We start from the raw sequence: 19537 nt of genomic DNA, 5'->3' as shown, positions 1-19537 counted from the left end.
ATGAAATATGTTAAGGACAAGGAATGGTTATTGAAAAATTTAAATGCAAATAATGTAAGAATTGTCGATTGCCGATTCTCATTAGCAGAACCCGAAATAGGGAAACGGGACTATTTAAGCAATCATATTCCTTATGCAGTTTTCTTTGATTTAGAAAAAGATTTGTCAGCTCCAGTTGGGGAACATGGGGGACGGCATCCATTGCCAAATGTAGCTGAATTGGTAATGAAGTTAGAGGCGGCAGGTATTAGTTCTGATACAACGGTCATTGCTTACGATAATGGTGAAGGATCTTACGCCGCACGATTTTGGTGGCTCCTTCAATACCTCGGCCATGAAGAGGTGTACGTGCTTGACGGTGGATATAAATGCTGGTTGGAAGTGAATAATCCTGTAACGGAGGATATTCCTGCCTTTGAAAAAGCGGATTTTCTTGTCAATCTGAGGTCTGAATTGTTAGCATCTGTTGAAGAAGTGAAAGAAGCAGTTGAAAAACAAAACAAGATCCTAATCGATTCCCGTGAAGAAAAGCGTTATCTTGGTTTGGAAGAACCAATTGATAAAAAAGCCGGCCATATCCCTGGTGCGATAAATAAGCCGTGGATGAAGGGATTAAGAGGTAATCAATATTTACCAGTAGTTGAACAAAAACAAAGGTTTTCAGATATTGATTCTGACAGTCAAATCATTGTTTACTGCGGTTCAGGGGTAACCGCCGTACCAAATTTTCTTGCATTAAAAGAAGCAGGTTTTGAAAAGGTAAAGCTCTATGTTGGGAGCTTTAGCGACTGGATTTCCTATGAGGAAAATAAAATCGAATAATTTTCAGGGGCCATCTTATGTTATAATGGAACTCGTGTTGTTTTTTTATAAGGGGGACTAAGGAAATGAATAATCAAAAGCCTTCACTTATGCTTGTTGATGGAATGGCCCTGTTATTCCGTGCCTTTTATGCTACGGCTGTGACAGGACAATATATGATAAATTCTAAAGGCATTCCCACGAATGGAATCCATGGCTTCGTAAAACATTTATTTACAGCGGTATCTTCGTTCAAACCTACACACCTGGCCGTTTGTTGGGATATGGGGAGTAAAACCTTTCGAACAGAGTTATTTGCTGATTATAAAGGAAATAGAGGCGAGGCTCCGATAGAACTGATCCCGCAATTTGACTTAGTAAAAGAAGTTGTCGCTTCTTTTGATATTCCAAATATTGGACTAAAAGGATATGAAGCGGATGATTGCATTGGAACCATTGCCAATCAAATGAAGAATCATACTCATGTATCCATTTTAACCGGTGACCAAGATATTCTTCAGCTTCTTGACGAAAGAATCTCAGTCATTTTATTGAAAAAAGGCTATGGGAATTACCTTGTTCACACTCCACAAACTTTCTTTGAAGAGAAAGGGATTACCCCAAGGCAGATGATTGACTTAAAAGCATTGATGGGTGACACAAGTGATAATTATCCAGGAGTGAGAGGAATCGGTGAAAAGACTGCATTAAAGCTTTTACAGGAATTTGAACATATTGAAGGTATTATTTCAAACTTAGATCGGTTATCAAAATCCAATAAGACAAAAATTGAGCAGGATTTAGACATGCTCCACCTGTCGAGAATGCTCGCTGAAATAAAATGTGATGTTCCAGTTAGCTGTGCCTTGGAAGAGGCAGGACTTAGAATTGAAAAAGAAAAAGCATTAAATAAATTGATGGAAATTGAGCTTCGAGGAGTACAGCGGCTGCTTCCGTTTGATGAAGCTATTATTTCCTAATGTGAAAGGTTGTCTCGATTTGGGACAACCTTTTTTGGGGAAAATAGTTACTTTGTGTTTTTCTTCTTTGCTGCATTTTCTAGTTTGCTTTTTGGTTCTGCAGCAAATTCTGTATCCTGTCCATATCCTTGTGGATTTACTCCATGTGCTTTCATACCGCGGTTATTCCCTTTTTTGCTCATTAATGCTTCACCTCCCATAATCGTTAGTCTTTCCATTACGAATAATAAAACTCCGGCATTCGAACAATAAGTTGGCGGAGCAGTACTAGGTACAACAGTCGGAGTAATTGGGCATTTATGTACAAAAAAGAATAGAAAAGCATTGAATTTTAGGTTAAGATTTTAAAGGGATATTTTAAAGCTTGAGGGAGAGGGCTGGTTTATCAGTGCGAACAGTTGAAGAGTATTTGCACTACTTGAAAGGAAAGGGCTTTCAATTTCAGGAAGATGCAATAGGCTTTATTTTTTTTGGAAAACACTATACAAATGCTTCAGATGAAATGATTAATACAGCTATCGAGCTGACGTTAAAAGCACAGAGGAGATTCGATGGCAGTTTTTATATGTCATTGCTGGAAACGTTAATCTCGAACAAGATCAATACCAGAAAAGAAGCGATAAATTTTGTTAAGGAACAAGAATTGCTTGGAATATAAATTAAAACTCCCATAGCAGGGAGTTTTTTAGTTAACTTTCGATGCCTTTATTTTTTCTTAGCAAAGGTATTTTATTTGCTGGCAGTTCAGCGAAAATCATTCCCATAAAAATTAGGCCGCAACCCAAAAGGGCACTTAAAGATAAACGTTCATGAGCCCAAAAATATCCGGCAATTGCCGCGAAAACAGGCTCCATGGCAAAAATTAACGCCACCCTTGTTGCCGAGGTATATTTTTGAAAATTTGTTTGAATGAAAAAGGCGATGGCGGTTGCAAACACACTAGTAATAACTATCCCAATGATGACATCTTGTGAAAATAGAATGTCCATTCTTAGTGACTTTTTCCAATCTTCAAAAATAAAAGAGGAACCTAACGATAGTGTGGCAACGGTTGTTAGTTGAATAACTGTTAATAAAAGTGTCGGGTATTTACTGCTAAATTTACCTGTTAAAATAATATGCATAGCAAAACAAATCGCACAAATAAACACATATCCATCGCCTATATTTAATGATGATACATCAGTCATGGTAAGTAAAAATAAACCTATCGTTGCAGTTAAAACACCAAATATCCCATTCGTACTCGGAAACTGTTTTAGTAAAATCATGGAGAATAAGGGCACTAAAACTACACTTAGACCTGTGATAAATCCAGCCTTTGAGGTAGTTGTATATAAAAGGCCGATGGTTTGAGTCGCATAGCCAAGAAAAAGCCAAAACCCAATGAACATACCTGATCCAATTAATTTAATATTCATTTGTTTAAGCTGTTTTTTTCCAAACACCATAAGGCAAAGAATGAGTAAAAGCGCCGCAATGAAAAAACGGATTCCGTTAAAGGTAAATGGCGGCAGGAAATCAATCGCATTTTGAACTATCAGAAAGGTTGTGCCCCAGATTAAAGTAACAAGAAGTAAGCTTAAATCAGCCAATATGGGTTTTTTCATGATGATTTATAAGGCTCCACTTTTGAATTTTTTTGTATCGCCAGTCGTGCCAGTTCATCAGCAACTTTGTTTTCAGCACTAGGGATCCATTTCATAAAAAATAAATCGATCTTTTTTGTTAAATGCAGTGCTTCTTCAAGTAATGGAGCATACAATTTATTTTTGACAAATTCTTTTTCGACAGACATATTAACTAATTCGGAATCCGTACGAAATGACACGACCGAATTTGAGAATCCATTTGTTATGCATATGTTCAGCGCTCTAATAAAAGCATGAAATTCGGCTTCGTGGTTGGACATAATGCCAAGCGGTATCGAATATTTTTCTGTTGTGCCGTTTGCTTTAATAAAAACCCCTGCACCGCTCTGCCCGGGATTACCAGCACTTGCTCCATCAATATACACTTCAATCAATGCTGAAACCTCCAGTTTAGTCATAATGAAAGTTTAACATATTTTAACACAATAGTTCGGGAAAATATTTTCTAATGTTCAAATGGGTATGATATAAATATATATATTTATCAGCTAAAAGAATAAGCTAGTTGATAAGAACGTGAAAATCATTTCTTGAGAGGCTGAAAACAATGAAATTTAGGCTTGAATGGAACTATAAAGTAAAAACTAATGAAAAAGTGCAATGTTCATCCGAATGGGTATTAGGGGAATTAGCCGTTCAAATGGGTGAAGAGCTTGAGGGAACTGGAAAGATAGTGGATTTGTATTTTTATGATGAAAAAGGGACATCTTGGATATTAAAAGAAGTGAAAAAGCTGCTAACTGAAATCGCGGATGACCCCCATGATATAATTGTATACTTTGACGGGGGCTTTCACAAAGAGACTAATCAAGCAGGGCTTGGAACTGTTATTTTTTTTAAACAAGGAAAAAAGAAATACCGAATCCGTGCCAATGAACGCTTTGACGAAATGGAATCCAACAATGAAGCAGAATATGCCGCTTTTTATTATTCACTAAATATATTAGAAGATTTAGGTGTCCATCATCTTTCCTGTGAATTTAAAGGGGATTCCCAGGGAGTATTAAAGCAGCTCGAAGGGGATTGGCCATGTTATGAGGAAACGCTTAACCGATGGCTTGATCGGATTGAGGAAAAAATAAAAGCACTTGCACTTCAGCCAAAATTTACGGTCATTCCAAGAAAGGATAATAAGGAAGCAGATAAATTGGCTACGCAAGCATTAGAAGGGAAAGAAATCTTTGCTAAAACATTAATTCTTTAAAAAGGGGGTGCTTAGTACTAATGAAGCCTTCATCCAGAAAAGAACTTTTTGATCAAGTAGAAGGCTTGATAAATCAATATTGTGAAGGCTGTTTTTTACATCAGCAGTTAAAAAAAGAAGGCGGGCGGAGATGGGCACATCGTTTCTGTATCTCCCAATGTACCATTGGGGAAAGGATACAGGAGTATGGGAAAAAACTTAAGTAAAAAGGTATATTATGGGAAATAAAAAGGCTGACGAAAATCGTCAGCCTTTGATTGGTCATTTTTATTTAAGGATTATAGTTTTACTACGTTAGCAGCTTGTGGTCCACGGTTTCCTTCAACGATTTCGAAAGAAACTTCTTGACCTTCTTCTAATGCTTTGAAGCCTTCGCCTTGAATCGCACTGAAATGTACGAATACATCGTCGCCGCCTTCAACTTCGATAAAACCAAAACCTTTTTCGTTGTTAAACCATTTTACTTTACCGTTTTGCATGTACTTCTTCCTCCTAAGCCTTTCAAGACACCGCCAATGGTGCCAAAGTTAAATATTATCATGCAGCCAATCAGCTAATATTATTATTTGATTACATGATGCTTTAAATATACAATAATGAAAATAGACAGTCAAGGAAAGGTAAGCGGTTTTTTGCCGAAAAACATGCAGGGTTCGATAAATTAATAAAAAAGTCTGAATTTAAATCCCCAATTAACATAATTATTGCTTTTCCTCATATGTTAAATTAATAAATTTACATGTTAGAGGTGGGGAAGCGATGTTCCGATTTTCAATTAAAGGAGAGGATTGGATTTTAAGGTTTTCACCACAAGTTTTTATTGAAACAGATGAAAAGAGGGCAATCATATTGTCACTTCTTCATATTGGTGATGATTTAACCAATTTTTCTCATGGGGATTCCTTTATTATGTTTGCGAAGAAAATTGGTGCCATTGTCTTTGATGTAGAAAGAATTCCATCGTTAATATTAACAGTATCCAATATCGTTCCTAAGGAAAATTGGTATATTCAGGAATCAACAATTAAAAGTAATCATAAATGAATATAAGAATAGATGTATTTTTTAGGGGAAGCCAAATTCAATCTGGCTCCCCTTATTTAATTACTAGATAAATAGCAGATAAATCGTCTTAGAGACATTTGTCACACTATTGACATATATCCACGTTAGTGAAATCAGTAAGTTTGATATTATATAGGAGAGGTTCATTTTGATAGAAATTCTAATAAAGTAATTATTATTTATTTTCAATTGCGTTTTATAATTACTTAATGTGAAAATGTGAACAATTTAGAAGCAAAAATAGCAGAGGAGTGAATTAAATGGATCCGGTTATGCTGGCAAGAATCCAATTTGCTGTAACGACGATTTTCCATTTCTTCTTCGTGCCGCTTTCAATAGGCCTTGTGTTTATGGTGGCATTGATGGAAACCTTGTACGTAGTAAAAAAACAAGAGCTATACAAGAAAATGGCGAAGTTTTGGGGGCATTTGTTTCTTATTAACTTCGCAGTAGGTGTTGTAACAGGGATCATTCAAGAGTTTCAATTTGGGATGAACTGGTCAGATTATTCAAGATTCGTTGGAGATGTTTTTGGAGCACCGCTTGCGATAGAAGCCCTGCTTGCTTTTTTTATGGAGTCCACTTTTATTGGTCTGTGGATTTTTGGCTGGGATCGTTTATCGAAAAAAGTTCATTTGGCATGTATTTGGCTCGTGTCTATAGGAACAATGTTATCCGGTTTTTGGATTCTTATGGCTAACTCATTTATGCAAGTGCCAGTAGGATTTGAAATGAACAATGGACGTGCAGAAATGAATGACTTTCTTGCCCTGATCACGAACGGTCAATTATGGGTAGAATTTCCGCATGTGTTGACTGGAGCATTGTGCACAAGTGCATTTTTTGTTGCCGGTGTGAGTGCATTTAACTTATTAAAAAAGAAACATGTTGAATTTTATAAAAAGTCAATGAAAATCGCTATTAGCATTGGGTTAATCGGCAGTTTTGGTACAGCTTTTAGCGGACATACCCAGGCACAGTATCTTGTCAAAACCCAACCGATGAAAATGGCGGCGGCTGAAGGGATATGGAAAGATACTGCAGATCCTGCCCCATGGTCGGCTTTTGCGTTGATTGATACAGAGAAAAGGGAGAACACTTTTGAAATAAACATCCCATACGCAATGAGCTTTTTAGCCTATTCAAAATTTGAAGGCAGCCTAAAAGGAATGGAAACATTACAAAAGGAATATTCCGACAAGTATGATTCAGTAGTCGGTGAAGGTACAAACTATATCCCTCCCGTGAAGACAACCTATTGGAGTTTTAGATTAATGATTGGCTTTGGAATGGGAATGATTTTATTATCACTAGCTGGTGCTTATCTCTGGAAAAAAAATTCGCTTGAACGAAGTCGTCTTTTCTTAAAGCTGCTTTTACCGGCGATTTCATTTCCATTTTTGGCTAATACCTTTGGCTGGATTATGACCGAAGTAGGAAGGCAACCATGGACCGTATTTGGCTTGATGACTACCGCTGACTCGGTTTCACCGAATGTTTCAGCGGAAACGATTCTTTTCTCGCTCATTTTGTATGTGTTAATATTTACGATTTTAGCTGGAGTAATGATCTATTTAATGGTTCGCGAAATTAAAAAGGGTCCTGAAATTCACGACAATGTTAATGCAAAAGTATCAACAGATCCTTTTAGTAAGGTAGGTGCTTGAGATGGAATTAAGTGAATTATGGTTTGTCTTAATCGCCGTTGTATTTATTGGCTTCTTTTTCCTTGAGGGTTTTGATTTTGGTGTGGGCATGTCGACACGGTTTCTCGCCCGTAATCAGACTGAACGAACAGTGATGGTAAATACAATCGGCCCGTTTTGGGATGCAAATGAGGTGTGGCTGTTGACGGGCGGGGGTGCTATATTTGCGGCATTTCCACATTGGTATGCTACCATGTTTAGCGGCTACTATTTACCATTATTGGCTGTACTCCTTTGCTTGATCGGGCGCGGGGTTTCATTTGAATTCCGCCGCAAAGTTAATAATCCTAAATGGACAAATTGTTGGGACTGGGTTATTTTTATTAGCAGTCTCGTGCCTCCGTTCCTTCTCGGAGTTCTATTTACAAGCATGCTTAAGGGAATGCCAATCCAGGATGATATGAACATGAACGCTGGTTTTACCGATTTTATTAACGTTTATTCTCTTTGGGGAGGAGTAACCGTCACATTGCTGTGTCTTTTACATGGTCTTAATTTTTTGACATTAAAAACTGAAGGCGATATTAGGAAACGCTCGGCCCAGTTAGCACAAAAAGTAGTATTAGCTGTTTTGGGATCTTTAGTTATTTTTGTTATTTTATCCTGGAAGATGACAGATATTTTTGAGGTCCGCCTAATTCCGGAACTGTCACTTGTGGTATTAATTGTCCTTTCATACGGACTGACCTGGTATTTTATCACTAAAAAACGGGAAGGCTTAGCTTTTACAATGTCTGGATTAGGGTTAGCGGCAACTATTTCAGCTATTTTCGTCGGCCTATTCCCAAGGGTGATGATCAGCTCCATTAATAAGGCGTTCGATTTAACAGTGTACAATGCTTCAAGTGGGGCATACTCCTTGAAAATCATGACAATTGTAGCGATAACCATTTTACCGTTTGTATTAGGGTATACGATTTGGAGTTATTATGTATTCCGGAAACGAGTGACGGATAAGGAGCATTTAACTTACTGATGGATAAAACCTTGTTCTCCTATAAAGGAGTAAAACTACTATTAGTAAAACTTGCAATCTTGACCCTTTTTCAAGGTGCGTTAATTATCATACAGGCTTATGCCTTGGCAGATGCAATCTCCTCTCTTTTTGGGGGAGATTTGTTTCGTGCTGTATACAAAAAATTAGCCGTTTTTCTTTTTGCCCTTATTGTCCGCCAGTTGATCGTGGTCTTGAAAAAAAACATTTCATTCAAGTTTGCTGCCTTGACTAGCGAAAATCTCCGTGAAAAACTGCTGCAGAAATTATTTCAGCTTGGCCCCAGGTTTGTAAGAAAAGAGGGTTCAGGACAAACTGTCACCTTGGTGATGGATGGCGTGTTAAAATTTCGCCGTTATCTAGAGCTTATTTTTATTAAAATGATCAACATGGCATTCATTCCTTCGTCAATTTTAATTGTTATCTTTTATGTAAATACCCGTTCTGCAGTCGTCCTAATGCTCACTCTGCCAATACTTATCGTCTTTATGATCCTGCTGGGATTGGCGGCAAAAAGTAAAGCTGACCACCAATATGAATCCTATCAATTATTATCCAATCATTTTGTAGACTCATTAAGAGGATTAGAGACACTTAAATACTTAGGATTAAGCAAGCAGCATATCAACAAAATTAACCTTGTTAGTGAAAAGTACAGACGGGCTATGATGGCAACATTGAAAGTTGCATTTTTGTCATCCTTTGCTATGGACTTTTTTACGATGCTCTCAATTGCAACAGTTGCCGTTTTTCTAGGCTTGGGGTTAATTAATGGAACAATCGACCTGAAACCGGCATTAACCATTCTTATTTTAGCCCCGGAATATTTTTTACCTATTAGAGAGCTAGGTGCTGATTATCATGCCAGTCTTGATGGTAAAAATGCGGGTAATAAGATGATGGAAATTATTTCTATCGAAACGCAGGTCCCATTACTAGCCAACGTTCCAATATGGAAATCAACAAGTTCCTTATCAATCAAAGGCTTGAATGTACAGTTTCCAGATAATAGTCAAGCGGCATTAGCAGATTTAAATCTATCAGTAACAGGAGCAAAAAAGATTGGTATTATAGGGGCAAGCGGTTCTGGTAAATCAACATTAATTGATATATTAAGTGGGTTTTTAACACCGTCGTCAGGAGAATTTCAGCTGAATGGTAAAGCCCTAACGTCCTTTTCTGCTGAAGACTGGCAGAATCAAGTAACCTATATTCCTCAGCACCCGTTTTTGTTCAACGATACAGTTCTAAACAATATTCGCTTTTATTATCCCGAGGCAACTAAGGAGGAGGTGGCGTTTGCTGCCAAGAAAGCAGGTTTATTGGAAGTGATTCACGAATTATCCGAAGGACTTGAGACCATAATTGGTGATGGCGGACGAACGCTTAGCGGCGGGCAGGAACAACGAATTGCACTTGCACGTGCATTTTTAGGGAATCGTCCCGTCATCATGCTGGATGAGCCAACGGCCCATTTAGATATTGAAACAGAAGCTGAATTAAAAGAAACGATGCTAAGGATGTTTGATGAAAAACTTGTATTTTTTTCAACTCATCGCTTACACTGGATGCTCGATATGGATCAAATTCTTGTCCTTGACCAAGGTCGACTAGTTGAAGTGGGTACGCATGAACAATTAATTACCAATAAAGGGACATACTATAAGCTCGTGTACCAATCAATGGAGGGGAACATATAAACATGCTAAAATGGATTTTACCCTATTTGCGTCAATATCGTAGACTGTTTATTTTTTCGATTCTTATAGGTTCCCTTGCAATTCTTTTTGGTGCAGCATTAATGTTTACTTCTGGCTATCTTATTTCAAAAGCAGCGACGCGTCCAGAATCAATATTAATGGTCTATGTACCAATTGTTGGTGTTCGCACATTTGGTATTGGCCGTGCAGTCCTTAGCTATGTCGAGAGATTAACAGGACATAATTTAATTTTAAAGATTCTTTCAAAGATGCGAGTAAACTTATATAAAATGCTTGAACCACAAGCATTATTCATCCGGTCGCGGTTTCGTACAGGTGATATGCTTGGTGTCCTTGCGGATGATATTGAACATTTACAGGATTTTTATTTAAAAACCATGTTTCCTGCGATTATTTCATTAATGATCTACACTGTGATTATTATTTGTACAGGTCTTTTCTCGATTCCATTTGCGATAATTTTAGCCGTTTTCATCAGTTTGTTAGTTTTTGTAGGACCTTGTTTTTCTCTTGTTTTTGTAAAGGTGAAAAACGAACAATTAAAAAGAGGAAGAAATAGATTATACCAACAGATGACTGAAGCCGTTTTTGGAATAAGTGACTGGATCTTTAGCGGTCATTATCGTCGATTTATCGGGCGCTATGAGCAACAGGAGCGGAAGCTGTTAGAACTGGAAAAAAAGAAGGTTTCCTTTATTAATTGGAGAGATATTATAAATCAAACAATACTTGGTGTCATTGTAATCTATGTTATTTATTGGGCAAATGATTTTACGATAAACGGTGAAATCCCCCCAACATTCATTGCCGCTTTCGGACTCGTGATATTATCGTTACTGGAATCCTTTTTACCAATTGCCGGGGCAGTCAGTGAAATAACCATTTATCAAGATTCATTTAAACGTCTTGACTCAATTCAAGCATCCAAACCACAACAAGAAAAGCTAAAGGAAATTCAACCATCCAGATCGCCAATTTCGCTTGAATTAAATAATGTAACGTTTAGATATTCAGAAAAGAGACTGTTTGACAATTTTAATTTAAATGTCAAGCAAGGAGAGAAACTAGCTATTATCGGCCGCAGTGGTTCAGGAAAGTCAACATTGCTAAAACTCGTATATGGAGCGCTCGTCCCAGCAAGCGGCGAAGTGAAAATTAATGGCCAATTAGCACATCACTTAGAACCTTCAATGTCAAAAATAATAGCCGTTCTAAATCAAAAGGCATACTTATTTAATACATCTATCCTCAATAATATCCGCCTTGGCAATCCGGAAGCAACTGATGAAGAAGTGTTTCATGCTGCACGGATGGTACAATTGGATGAGATGATTAAGAAATTACCTAATGGATATGAGACGAATATGCAGGAAACTGGCCAGCGTTTTTCCGGGGGAGAGCGGCATAGAATTGCCTTGGCTAGAATACTTTTGCAAAACACTCCGATTGTCTTATTAGATGAACCTACAGTTGGTTTAGACCCAATTACAGAAGCAAAGCTTTTGACGACCATCTTTGAAACCCTTAAGGGTAAAACCATCATATGGGTGACACATCATTTAATCGGTGTTGAAAAAATGGATCGAATTCTATTTCTAGACCATGGAAAAATTGTTATGGAAGGGACACATCAACATTTACTGGAAAATGAGGCAAGGTATCGCCATCTTTATGCACTAGACCGACCATTTTCAAAAGGGAGCTAATTATAGCAGCCTATTTTGAGGCTTTACGAATGTGGTTTAAAATGGGAAAATGAATCCGGGATGCTTTACAAAGGAGCAAAATAAGATGAAATTAATTATTGCTGAAAAACCCGACCAAGGTTCAACATTAGCTTCTATTTTTAAACATAAAAAACAAAATGGTTTTATCGAAATTTTTCCGAATGATACCTTTACAAAAGGTGCCTATGTTACATGGGCGATCGGCCATTTATGTCAGCTCGTTGCGCCGGAAAAGTATGAGTCAGTCTGGAAAAAATGGTCGTTAGACAATCTGCCCATCATACCTGAACATTTCAAATACGAAGTAACGAAAGATAAAGTAAAACAATTTACTGTCATTAAAAAACTTGTTTCAAACGCAGCGGTTACGGAAATTATCCATGCAGGTGATGCGGGGCGTGAAGGAGAATTAATCATCCGCAATATTTTAAGGTTAACAAACTGTAAAAAACCAATGAAGCGACTGTGGATTTCATCGTTAACGCCCAATGCGATTCGTGAAGGGTTTAATAAATTGTTAGATGAAAAAGAAACGAAAAGCTTGTACCTTGAGGCCTATACTCGTGCCTGTGCGGATTGGGTTGTGGGAATGAATGGTTCAAGGCTTTATAGTTTGCTGCTGCAAAAAAAAGGGTTTTCAGATGTTTTTTCAGTTGGACGCGTACAGACACCAACGTTAGCACTCATAGTTAAACGAGAACTAGAAATCGAGAATTTTAAGGCAGAGCCATTTTGGGAGGTAATTGCCCATTTTGCCATCAATGGCAAGAAATACAGTGGTAAGTGGCAGAATAATGGGGAAACCCGCGTTAAGACAAAGGAAATGGCAGAAAAAGTTGCTGCATTTTGTCGAGAAAAACCGGCTGAAGTGGCAGAAGTAATATCCGAAAGAAAAGAATTTTTACCGCCGTTACTATATAATTTATCTTCGTTACAAGCGGAGGCAAATAAACGTTTTAAATTTTCGCCAAAAAAGACGCTGGATGTCCTCCAAAAACTCTATCAAAAAGGGTTTGTATCCTATCCCCGATCCGATTCGCGATACGTAACAAAAGAAGAGGCTAATATTTTCCCTGAAATTCTAAAAAAATTAAGTCATATAAAAGACTATTCATGCTTTTTCCCATTACCAATTGCCTCAATAGCGGATAATAAACGATATGTTAATGAAAAGAAGGTTACTGATCACTATGCTATTATCCCTACTGAACAAATCCCGAATGTGGAAAGGATGAGTCCTGACGAACGACAAATCTATGATTTAATTGTTACTAGTTTAATCGCAGCTCATTATAATAAGGCCGTAGCCGAATATACTAACGTTACCACATTAGTAGATGGCCGGGCAGCCTTTATCTCGAAGGGAAAGGTACAACTTGAAGAGGGATGGAGAAAAGTCCTAAACCAAAAGGAACGTGAGGATGAGCCTGAGCTTCCTGCATTGACAAAGGGGGAGCAGGGAAAGACTGTTAAAGTAAACGTAAAAGAAAGTCAGACACAGCCGCCAAAGCGCTATACCGAAGGACAACTGATCACCTTAATGAAAACGGCAGGAAAGCATATAGATGATAAAGAGCTTGAGAAAGTTTTAACAAGAACAGAGGGTCTTGGAACGGAAGCCACTAGAGCAGGTATTATCACAATGCTCAAGGATCGGTTATACATTGAAGTGAAAAAGAATTTAGTTTATGCTACCGCAAAAGCAAAAATATTAATTGAAGCGATAGGACAAGAAATTCTCGCTTCACCGGAAATGACCGCAAAATGGGAACAAAAACTGAAGGAAATTTCCGAGGGTTCAGCTGTACCCATGCATTTTATGGAACAAACAAAAAAGATGGTATTACATTTAATTTCTTCTAGTATCGATCAATCGCGGAACTGGACATTTTCTGAGGAGGTTACCCAAAACTTTACTCCCGGAAAACAAAAGACAAGGAGAAAAACGGTTACGAAACTAGGTTCTTGTAAAAAATGTGAAGGGGTTATAATTGACAAAGGTAGCTTTTATGGCTGCAGTAATTATAAAAATAATCAATGCAATTTCACCATTTCCAAAAAAATCCTTGGGAAAAATATTACCCAGAAAAACGTGAAATTACTTCTTTCAGAAGGTAAAACAGAATTGATTGAGGGATTTACAAACAAGGACAAAACCTTTAGTGCAAGACTTTTCTTTGATGAGAAGGAAAAAAGAATAAGATTTTTATTTGAAGAACCAGTAGTAAATTAACTCTTTACTGTTACCATAAATGTGATAAAGAACCTTGTCACTCTTTTTTTTCTATAGTAAACTTTTATGTGAGTAATTTTTTGGAGGTTTCGGGATGCCAACACCTAGTATGGAAGATTATATTGAACAAATCTATATTTTAATTGAAGAAAAAGGATACGCTCGGGTCTCAGATATTGCCGAAGCGTTGTCAGTCCATCCCTCCTCAGTAACGAAAATGGTACAAAAGCTGGATAAAGATGAATATTTAGTCTATGAAAAATATAGAGGACTTGTGCTGACATCTAAGGGTAAAAAGATTGGCAAACGCCTTGTCTTTAGACATGAGTTGTTAGAACAGTTTTTAAAAATAATCGGTGTTAAAGAAGAAAATATTTATAATGATGTTGAGGGGATTGAACATCATTTAAGTTGGGATTCGATTGATCGAATAGGTGACCTCGTTCAGTTCTTTGATGAGGACGAGAAAAGGGTTGAACTGTTAAGAGAAATTCAAAATCAAAATGAACACGAATGATAAAAAGAAAGCACCTAGCGGCAATTGCTAGGTGCTTTTAAAATAAATTTGGGAAATGATCAAAAGATTGGTCGGCCGCTGGAATTAAGGCCATTTTTCCGTCTGTATCCGGGGTGGTAAGGACACCATGGATAAGGCCATTTTCAACCTCCCTTAAAGCTTTACGGTAAGAAATAATCCGCCCCTCAGAAGTAACAAAACTGATAATTTCTCCAAAATGATTGCGATGTACTGCATCGATTGTTTCCAACTAAATTCCCCCTTTTCCTGTATTATTTCTATATTGTACGAATATTAACCAAAAATGGATAATCAGATTTTATAAAAAATAAAAAATAAGCACCGGAGTTTATCCGATGCTTATTTTTAACCCCATGTAAAAGGCGTCTCCTGATATACATAATAATTGAGCCAATTTGAAAAGAATAGGTGTCCATGTGAACGCCAGCGATTGATTGGCGGCTGGGTTGGGTCGTTGTTTGGAAAATAATTTTCAGGCATATGGATTTTAAGTCCTTTATTCAAATCTCTTTCGTATTCCTGAGCAAGTGAATCAGATTCATATTCCAAATGTCCTGTGATCATTACATGCTTTCGATCTCGAGAAGCAATTAATAATGCTCCGGCATCTTCTGACGCAGCCAGCAATTTTAAATCCGGCTTTTTTATAATAGCCTCGATCGATACATCAGTGTAGCGCGAATGGGGAGCATAAAAAAGATCGTCAAAACCCCGAAGCAATATATCATTATGCTCGAAAATACGGTGAGCATAAATCCCGGAACATTTTCGTTGTAACTCAAATTTACCAATACCATAATGATAGTAAAGTGCAGCTTGTGCTCCCCAACAAATATGTAATGTTGAGGTTACATTTTGACTGGTCCAGTCCATAATTTCGGTTAATTCGGACCAGTATTTTACTTGATCAAATTCTAATAGTTCAACTGGGGCACCGGTAATAATCATCCCGTCAAATTTCTGATTTTTTATTTTCGGGAATGTGGTGTAAAACTGCTCCAAATGCTGTTTGCTAGTATGGGTAGACACATAGGAGTTGGTTTTTAAAAAGTTAACATTTACTTGTAACGGTGTGTTTCCCAACAATCTTAATAGCTGTGTTTCCGCTTTTTCTTTTTCAGGCATTAAATTCAATATTAGTATGTTTAAAGGCCTGATATCCTGGCTGGTTGCTCGTTCATTGTCCATAATGAAAATATTTTCCTGCTCAAGAACCTCCCTGGCAGGTAAAAGCTTTGGAATGTTAATTGGCAAGTGACCATCCCCTTTTTTACTAAGCTGCTAAAAAGCAGATTTCTGAATACTAAATTTATTAATACTACGGAAAACAATTAAAAGTCAATGAATATTATAAAAATTTGATATTTACATTATAAACATTATACTAAATTCAGAAAAGATAATATTTTGTTCAAAATTAATAGTCGGAATGAAAGCGCTTGTTTGATACAATAATGTAGTAGTTTAAATTTTACATACTGAATGCGGGGGATATATGTGGCTATGAAAACATCAATCAAGTCAGACATTGAAATTGCACAAGGATCAACAATGAAACCCATTACGGAAATTGCTGAAAAAATTGGTTTAAAAGAGGATGATCTTGAGCTTTTTGGAAAATATAAAGCGAAAATCTCCAATGAAGCACTAGTCAAATTAAAGACAAAAGAAAGTGGAAAAATTATTCTCGTTACCTCGATTAATCCTACACCTGCAGGTGAAGGAAAATCAACCGTTACCGTTGGGCTTGGGGATGCCTTTAATTGTATTGGTAAAAAAGCAATGATTGCGATGCGTGAGCCTTCACTAGGCCCGACTATGGGGATAAAAGGTGGGGCGACTGGCGGCGGCTATTCGCAAGTGCTTCCAATGGAAGACATTAACTTGCATTTCACTGGAGATCTCCATGCGATTACTACTGCAAACAATGCCCTCGCAGCATTAATCGATAATCATCTTCAGCAAGGAAATGAACTGAATATTGACCAGCGCCGTATAGTTTGGAAACGGGCTGTAGATTTAAATGATCGTGCGTTAAGAAAGGTGATTATTGGTCTTGGCGGTCCGCTTCAAGGTGTACCAAGGGAAGATGGTTTCGATATTACGGTAGCATCAGAAATAATGGCAGTTTTATGTTTGGCAACCAATTTAAAGGATTTAAAATTACGATTATCGCGAATGGTTATTGCTTATAATGTAAATAAGGAACCAGTAACAGTAGGGGATTTAGGGGTTGAAGGCGCATTAACATTATTGTTAAAAGAGGCTGTTAAACCAAACCTTGTCCAAACGATTGAACATACCCCGGCTCTTATTCACGGTGGACCGTTTGCTAATATTGCACATGGATGCAACAGTGTTATTGCCACAACCGCAGCAACAAAATTAGCAGACTATGTCATCACCGAAGGCGGGTTTGGAGCTGACCTAGGTGCAGAGAAGTTTTTACATATTAAATCAAGAAGTGCTGGTATCAAACCGGAAGCGGTTGTTGTGGTTGCCACTATTCGTGCATTGAAAATGCATGGCGGTGTTGCAAAAACAGAATTGGCCAAAGAGAATATTCCATCACTTACACTTGGATTTGCTAATCTCCAAAAGCATATTGAAACAATCAAAGGCTTTGGTTTACCGGTTGTTGTTGCTATCAATAAATTTATTACCGACACGGATCTTGAGGTTCAAACATTAATAGAGTTGTGTGATAGAGAGAATGTTCCTGTTGCTTTAACGGAAGTTTGGGAAAAGGGCGGCCTTGGCGGGATTGAGCTTGCTGAAAAGCTATTAACAGTCATTGAAAAAGAGGAAAATAATTTCCATCCGTTATACGACCTATCAGATTCGATTGAGCAAAAGATTCAAATCATTGTCCAAAAAGTTTATGGTGGTAAGGATGTTGAGTTTTCACCAAAAGCAAAAAAACAGTTAATTGATTTTGAAAAGTTCGGCTGGTCTAATTTGGCTGTCTGTATGGCGAAATCACAATATTCCTTGTCCGATGATCCGACCAAGCTTGGCAGACCAACGGATTTCACCGTAACCATTAGGGAATTTAAACCATCTATCGGTGCTGGTTTTATTGTGGCGTTAACAGGAGAAGTAATGACCATGCCTGGCCTGCCTAAAAAACCTGCAGCTTTAAATATGGATGTGGATGAAAATGGCAATGCGCTAGGGCTTTTCTAGAGGAGTAGTGATATATGTTTGATCCAACAGCCTTCGATAATATGAAAGTGGTTATTGAAGGTGCCTTATATGATAAGGACATTAGTGGGGAAATTGTCATCACAGATCGAAACGATTTTCTAAATATGGCTAAAATGTCCCGTCTGTTTGAGGTGATGTTTCGATTACCTAACAGCTCTGTAGAAGCACAATTTAAAATGGAATCAAGGCTTGATAATTTAGCAGCAGAGCTTTTACCAAGTTTTCAGGCAGAACAATTAGCAGGATGTTATGTAAAACTTTCCTTTTTTCTTCAGCATGAGAGGAAGATAGATTACCAATTGGCAAAAAATATTCTTGTGGATATTTGGGGACCGACTAGAATCATTACTGTTTCCGTTGTCAATCATCCCTTAGATTTGCAAAATAAAATTTCCACTGTCCTAAAGGTAAAATTTGATCGCATGATAACAGAAGATCAACTGGAAGATTTGGTAGAAATGACGGAGTTTATGATTACAACCCTCATGAAGTTGAGCGAAAAATTATAGGCATTTAAAATGAAACCAGCTATAAATTTAGCTGGTTTTATTTATGGGTAAAAATATTTACAATATTCAAATTTAAAGGTACGATTATGCTAACTAGATATTATGACCTAGTACTAAAAATAAGGGGAGATGACAATGGTAAAGACGGCATGGGTAACCGATAGTACAGCCTACCTTGATATTGAACTGCAAAATCATCCAGATTTATATACGATTCCATTAACAGTTTTACTAGATGGTGTGGAATATTCTGACGGGATTGACTTAACCCCTCAACAATTGTTTGAGAGACTAAAACAGTTAAAGAACCCTCCAATGACTTCACAGCCATCTGTTGGTGCGTTTCAATTTTTATATGAGCAGCTTGCGAAAGATTACGACCAAATAGTAACTGTTCTCATTTCGGGAAAACTAAGTGGTACGGTATCCTCAAGTGAACAGGCGGCAAAGCTTGTCGATATTCCAGTAACAACCTTTGATTCACAAATCCTTACCTATCCAATGTCTGCATTACTAAAAAAGGGTATGGAATTATTAGCAGCAAATCACAGCCTTGAATCGGTAATAAAAGAGCTTGAACAAATAAGGGATTCGAATGAGACATATGTTTTGGTTGGAAGCTTAGAGCAGCTTCATCGTGGTGGCAGAATGTCAGGCTTACAATTTTTTCTCGGCAGTATGTTAAATGTGAAACCAATTATTTCTATTGTAAATGGAGCCCTAGAAGTGAAGGAAAAGGTAAGAGGAGAGAAAAAGGCTAAAGAAAAAATTCTTGATTACTTCCAATTAGCCTATGAAAAATACCAATTTAAAGAAGTATATATTCTCTATGGGTTACATCATGAACAAGCAGAAAATTGGCAAATTCAGCTAAATGAACTATTCCCGCAAGTGAAAATTGTAAGCTGTCCACTAGGAGCAGTAATCGGTGTTCATGCAGGAGAAAACACACTTGGAGTTAGCTGGTTTAATGGACTGAAATAATACCCGAATAAAAATTCCGTGGATTTTGATAATAATTCCGCGGATTTTTTATTTTATCTCGCATAGCCGGGTAGTTAGAGCCTCATACAATAAGATTTTGATTGGACGAAAAAGGGTAGGTATGGGATCAACTGTCCTTAAGTGCCTGTTTGTTTATTTTACATACAGAGGGAATGAAAAAATCCCCTCTGAATGTAGTTTCACTTTATGATAAAA

21 protein-coding genes are annotated in these 19537 nt (G+C 37.4%); 15 read left to right on the top strand and 6 right to left on the bottom strand.

Going from position 1 to position 19537, the window contains the following annotated elements:
- Both QNH20_RS17015 and QNH20_RS17010 read left to right on the top strand, forming a co-directional pair.
- Window positions 1–822, top strand: a complete 822-nt coding sequence (locus QNH20_RS17015) for a sulfurtransferase (RefSeq protein ID WP_283919167.1) — start codon at window positions 1–3, stop codon at window positions 820–822.
- A 65-nt stretch (window positions 823–887) separates the two neighbouring features.
- Window positions 888–1781 carry a 5'-3' exonuclease gene (locus QNH20_RS17010; RefSeq protein WP_283919166.1) on the top strand — a complete coding sequence of 298 codons (894 nt, stop codon included), beginning with the start codon at window positions 888–890 and terminating at the stop codon, window positions 1779–1781.
- Between the two features lie 47 nt (window positions 1782–1828).
- Here the strand turns inward: QNH20_RS17010 and sspL are convergent, their stop codons facing one another.
- Entirely contained in the window at window positions 1829–1963 is a 135-nt protein-coding gene (gene sspL / locus QNH20_RS17005; RefSeq protein ID WP_283919165.1) for a small, acid-soluble spore protein L, read from the bottom strand.
- 206 nt (window positions 1964–2169) lie between these two features.
- Between sspL and QNH20_RS17000 the strand changes: the two genes are divergently transcribed.
- Window positions 2170–2439: a DUF6123 family protein gene (locus tag QNH20_RS17000; protein WP_283919164.1), complete on the top strand. Its 270-nt coding sequence runs from the start codon at window positions 2170–2172 to the stop codon at window positions 2437–2439.
- 31 nt (window positions 2440–2470) lie between these two features.
- On the opposite strand, the gene QNH20_RS16995 is transcribed toward QNH20_RS17000, so the two are convergent.
- Both QNH20_RS16995 and QNH20_RS16990 read right to left on the bottom strand, forming a co-directional pair.
- Window positions 2471–3391 (bottom strand): DMT family transporter, encoded by a 921-nt coding sequence (locus QNH20_RS16995; protein ID WP_283919163.1) that lies wholly within the window; start codon window positions 3389–3391, stop codon window positions 2471–2473.
- Complete coding sequence (locus QNH20_RS16990; protein ID WP_283919162.1) at window positions 3388–3807, bottom strand: reverse transcriptase-like protein; 420 nt, start codon at window positions 3805–3807, stop codon at window positions 3388–3390. The genes QNH20_RS16995 and QNH20_RS16990 overlap by 4 nt, the downstream gene beginning before the upstream one ends.
- A 173-nt stretch (window positions 3808–3980) precedes the next feature.
- On the opposite strand from QNH20_RS16990, the gene QNH20_RS16985 reads away from it, so the two are divergent.
- Complete coding sequence (locus tag QNH20_RS16985) at window positions 3981–4637, top strand: reverse transcriptase-like protein (RefSeq protein WP_283919161.1); 657 nt, start codon at window positions 3981–3983, stop codon at window positions 4635–4637.
- A gap of 20 nt (window positions 4638–4657) precedes the next feature.
- The gene (locus QNH20_RS16980; RefSeq protein ID WP_283919160.1) at window positions 4658–4843 is read left to right on the top strand and encodes a zinc-finger domain-containing protein; all 186 of its coding nucleotides are present in this window, start codon (window positions 4658–4660) and stop codon (window positions 4841–4843) included.
- A 72-nt stretch (window positions 4844–4915) separates the two neighbouring features.
- On the opposite strand, the gene cspD is transcribed toward QNH20_RS16980, so the two are convergent.
- On the bottom strand, window positions 4916–5116 hold the full coding sequence (cspD, locus tag QNH20_RS16975; RefSeq protein WP_071355562.1) for a cold-shock protein CspD: 201 nt from the start codon (window positions 5114–5116) through the stop codon (window positions 4916–4918).
- 280 nt (window positions 5117–5396) lie between these two features.
- Here cspD and QNH20_RS16970 point away from each other — a divergent pair, with 280 nt between their 5' ends.
- The 7 genes from QNH20_RS16970 (at window position 5397) to mntR (ending at window position 14600) form a co-directional block, all read left to right on the top strand.
- The gene (locus QNH20_RS16970; RefSeq protein WP_283919159.1) at window positions 5397–5681 is read left to right on the top strand and encodes a hypothetical protein; all 285 of its coding nucleotides are present in this window, start codon (window positions 5397–5399) and stop codon (window positions 5679–5681) included.
- Window positions 5682–5962: 281 nt separating this feature from the next.
- Window positions 5963–7369, top strand: a complete 1407-nt coding sequence (locus QNH20_RS16965; protein WP_283919158.1) for a cytochrome ubiquinol oxidase subunit I — start codon at window positions 5963–5965, stop codon at window positions 7367–7369.
- Window position 7370: 1 nt separating this feature from the next.
- Window positions 7371–8384: a cytochrome d ubiquinol oxidase subunit II gene (gene cydB / locus QNH20_RS16960; RefSeq protein WP_283919157.1), complete on the top strand. Its 1014-nt coding sequence runs from the start codon at window positions 7371–7373 to the stop codon at window positions 8382–8384.
- On the top strand, window positions 8384–10102 hold the full coding sequence (gene cydD, locus QNH20_RS16955; protein WP_283919156.1) for a thiol reductant ABC exporter subunit CydD: 1719 nt from the start codon (window positions 8384–8386) through the stop codon (window positions 10100–10102). Before cydB ends, cydD begins: the two co-directional genes overlap by 1 nt.
- The gene (cydC, locus tag QNH20_RS16950; protein ID WP_481858107.1) at window positions 10099–11829 is read left to right on the top strand and encodes a thiol reductant ABC exporter subunit CydC; all 1731 of its coding nucleotides are present in this window, start codon (window positions 10099–10101) and stop codon (window positions 11827–11829) included. Before cydD ends, cydC begins: the two co-directional genes overlap by 4 nt.
- An 85-nt stretch (window positions 11830–11914) precedes the next feature.
- On the top strand, window positions 11915–14083 hold the full coding sequence (locus QNH20_RS16945) for a DNA topoisomerase III (protein ID WP_283919154.1): 2169 nt from the start codon (window positions 11915–11917) through the stop codon (window positions 14081–14083).
- Between the two features lie 94 nt (window positions 14084–14177).
- Window positions 14178–14600 carry a transcriptional regulator MntR gene (gene mntR / locus QNH20_RS16940; protein WP_283919153.1) on the top strand — a complete coding sequence of 141 codons (423 nt, stop codon included), beginning with the start codon at window positions 14178–14180 and terminating at the stop codon, window positions 14598–14600.
- A 37-nt stretch (window positions 14601–14637) separates the two neighbouring features.
- On the opposite strand, the gene QNH20_RS16935 is transcribed toward mntR, so the two are convergent.
- Window positions 14638–14850, bottom strand: a complete 213-nt coding sequence (locus QNH20_RS16935; protein ID WP_283919152.1) for a DUF3892 domain-containing protein — start codon at window positions 14848–14850, stop codon at window positions 14638–14640.
- Between the two features lie 116 nt (window positions 14851–14966).
- A complete protein-coding gene (gene metA / locus QNH20_RS16930; protein ID WP_283919151.1) occupies window positions 14967–15875 on the bottom strand; it encodes a homoserine O-acetyltransferase MetA in 909 nt (302 codons plus the stop codon).
- Window positions 15876–16124: 249 nt separating this feature from the next.
- On the opposite strand from metA, the gene QNH20_RS16925 reads away from it, so the two are divergent.
- The 3 genes from QNH20_RS16925 (at window position 16125) to QNH20_RS16915 (ending at window position 19321) form a co-directional block, all read left to right on the top strand.
- Complete coding sequence (locus QNH20_RS16925; protein WP_481857986.1) at window positions 16125–17807, top strand: formate--tetrahydrofolate ligase; 1683 nt, start codon at window positions 16125–16127, stop codon at window positions 17805–17807.
- Window positions 17808–17821: 14 nt separating this feature from the next.
- Window positions 17822–18337 (top strand): hypothetical protein, encoded by a 516-nt coding sequence (locus QNH20_RS16920; protein WP_283919149.1) that lies wholly within the window; start codon window positions 17822–17824, stop codon window positions 18335–18337.
- A 135-nt stretch (window positions 18338–18472) separates the two neighbouring features.
- On the top strand, window positions 18473–19321 hold the full coding sequence (locus QNH20_RS16915; protein WP_283919148.1) for a DegV family protein: 849 nt from the start codon (window positions 18473–18475) through the stop codon (window positions 19319–19321).
- Window positions 19322–19537 lie beyond the last annotated feature (216 nt).

This window comes from Neobacillus sp. WH10 (assembly GCF_030123405.1).
GTDB lineage: Bacteria > Bacillota > Bacilli > Bacillales > Cytobacillaceae > Neobacillus.
The sequence above is the reverse complement of the archived record's forward strand: the minus strand, read 5'-3'. Positions and strand labels throughout refer to the sequence as shown.

What these genes read in the sequence shown, in the direction of transcription:
- QNH20_RS16920 (WP_283919149.1), top strand. Translation starts at nt 17,822, where the DNA reads ATGTTTGATCCAACAGCCTTCGATAATATGAAAGTGGTTATTGAAGGT.
- QNH20_RS16965 (WP_283919158.1), top strand. Translation starts at nt 5,963, where the DNA reads ATGGATCCGGTTATGCTGGCAAGAATCCAATTTGCTGTAACGACGATT.
- cspD (WP_071355562.1), bottom strand. Translation starts at nt 5,116, where the DNA reads ATGCAAAACGGTAAAGTAAAATGGTTTAACAACGAAAAAGGTTTTGGT.
- QNH20_RS16995 (WP_283919163.1), bottom strand. Translation starts at nt 3,391, where the DNA reads ATGAAAAAACCCATATTGGCTGATTTAAGCTTACTTCTTGTTACTTTA.
- QNH20_RS17010 (WP_283919166.1), top strand. Translation starts at nt 888, where the DNA reads ATGAATAATCAAAAGCCTTCACTTATGCTTGTTGATGGAATGGCCCTG.
- QNH20_RS16915 (WP_283919148.1), top strand. Translation starts at nt 18,473, where the DNA reads ATGGTAAAGACGGCATGGGTAACCGATAGTACAGCCTACCTTGATATT.
- QNH20_RS17015 (WP_283919167.1), top strand. Translation starts at nt 1, where the DNA reads ATGAAATATGTTAAGGACAAGGAATGGTTATTGAAAAATTTAAATGCA.
- QNH20_RS16985 (WP_283919161.1), top strand. Translation starts at nt 3,981, where the DNA reads ATGAAATTTAGGCTTGAATGGAACTATAAAGTAAAAACTAATGAAAAA.
- QNH20_RS16970 (WP_283919159.1), top strand. Translation starts at nt 5,397, where the DNA reads ATGTTCCGATTTTCAATTAAAGGAGAGGATTGGATTTTAAGGTTTTCA.
- sspL (WP_283919165.1), bottom strand. Translation starts at nt 1,963, where the DNA reads ATGAGCAAAAAAGGGAATAACCGCGGTATGAAAGCACATGGAGTAAAT.
- mntR (WP_283919153.1), top strand. Translation starts at nt 14,178, where the DNA reads ATGCCAACACCTAGTATGGAAGATTATATTGAACAAATCTATATTTTA.
- cydB (WP_283919157.1), top strand. Translation starts at nt 7,371, where the DNA reads ATGGAATTAAGTGAATTATGGTTTGTCTTAATCGCCGTTGTATTTATT.
- cydD (WP_283919156.1), top strand. Translation starts at nt 8,384, where the DNA reads ATGGATAAAACCTTGTTCTCCTATAAAGGAGTAAAACTACTATTAGTA.
- QNH20_RS16980 (WP_283919160.1), top strand. Translation starts at nt 4,658, where the DNA reads ATGAAGCCTTCATCCAGAAAAGAACTTTTTGATCAAGTAGAAGGCTTG.
- QNH20_RS16925 (WP_481857986.1), top strand. Translation starts at nt 16,125, where the DNA reads ATGAAAACATCAATCAAGTCAGACATTGAAATTGCACAAGGATCAACA.
- QNH20_RS16945 (WP_283919154.1), top strand. Translation starts at nt 11,915, where the DNA reads ATGAAATTAATTATTGCTGAAAAACCCGACCAAGGTTCAACATTAGCT.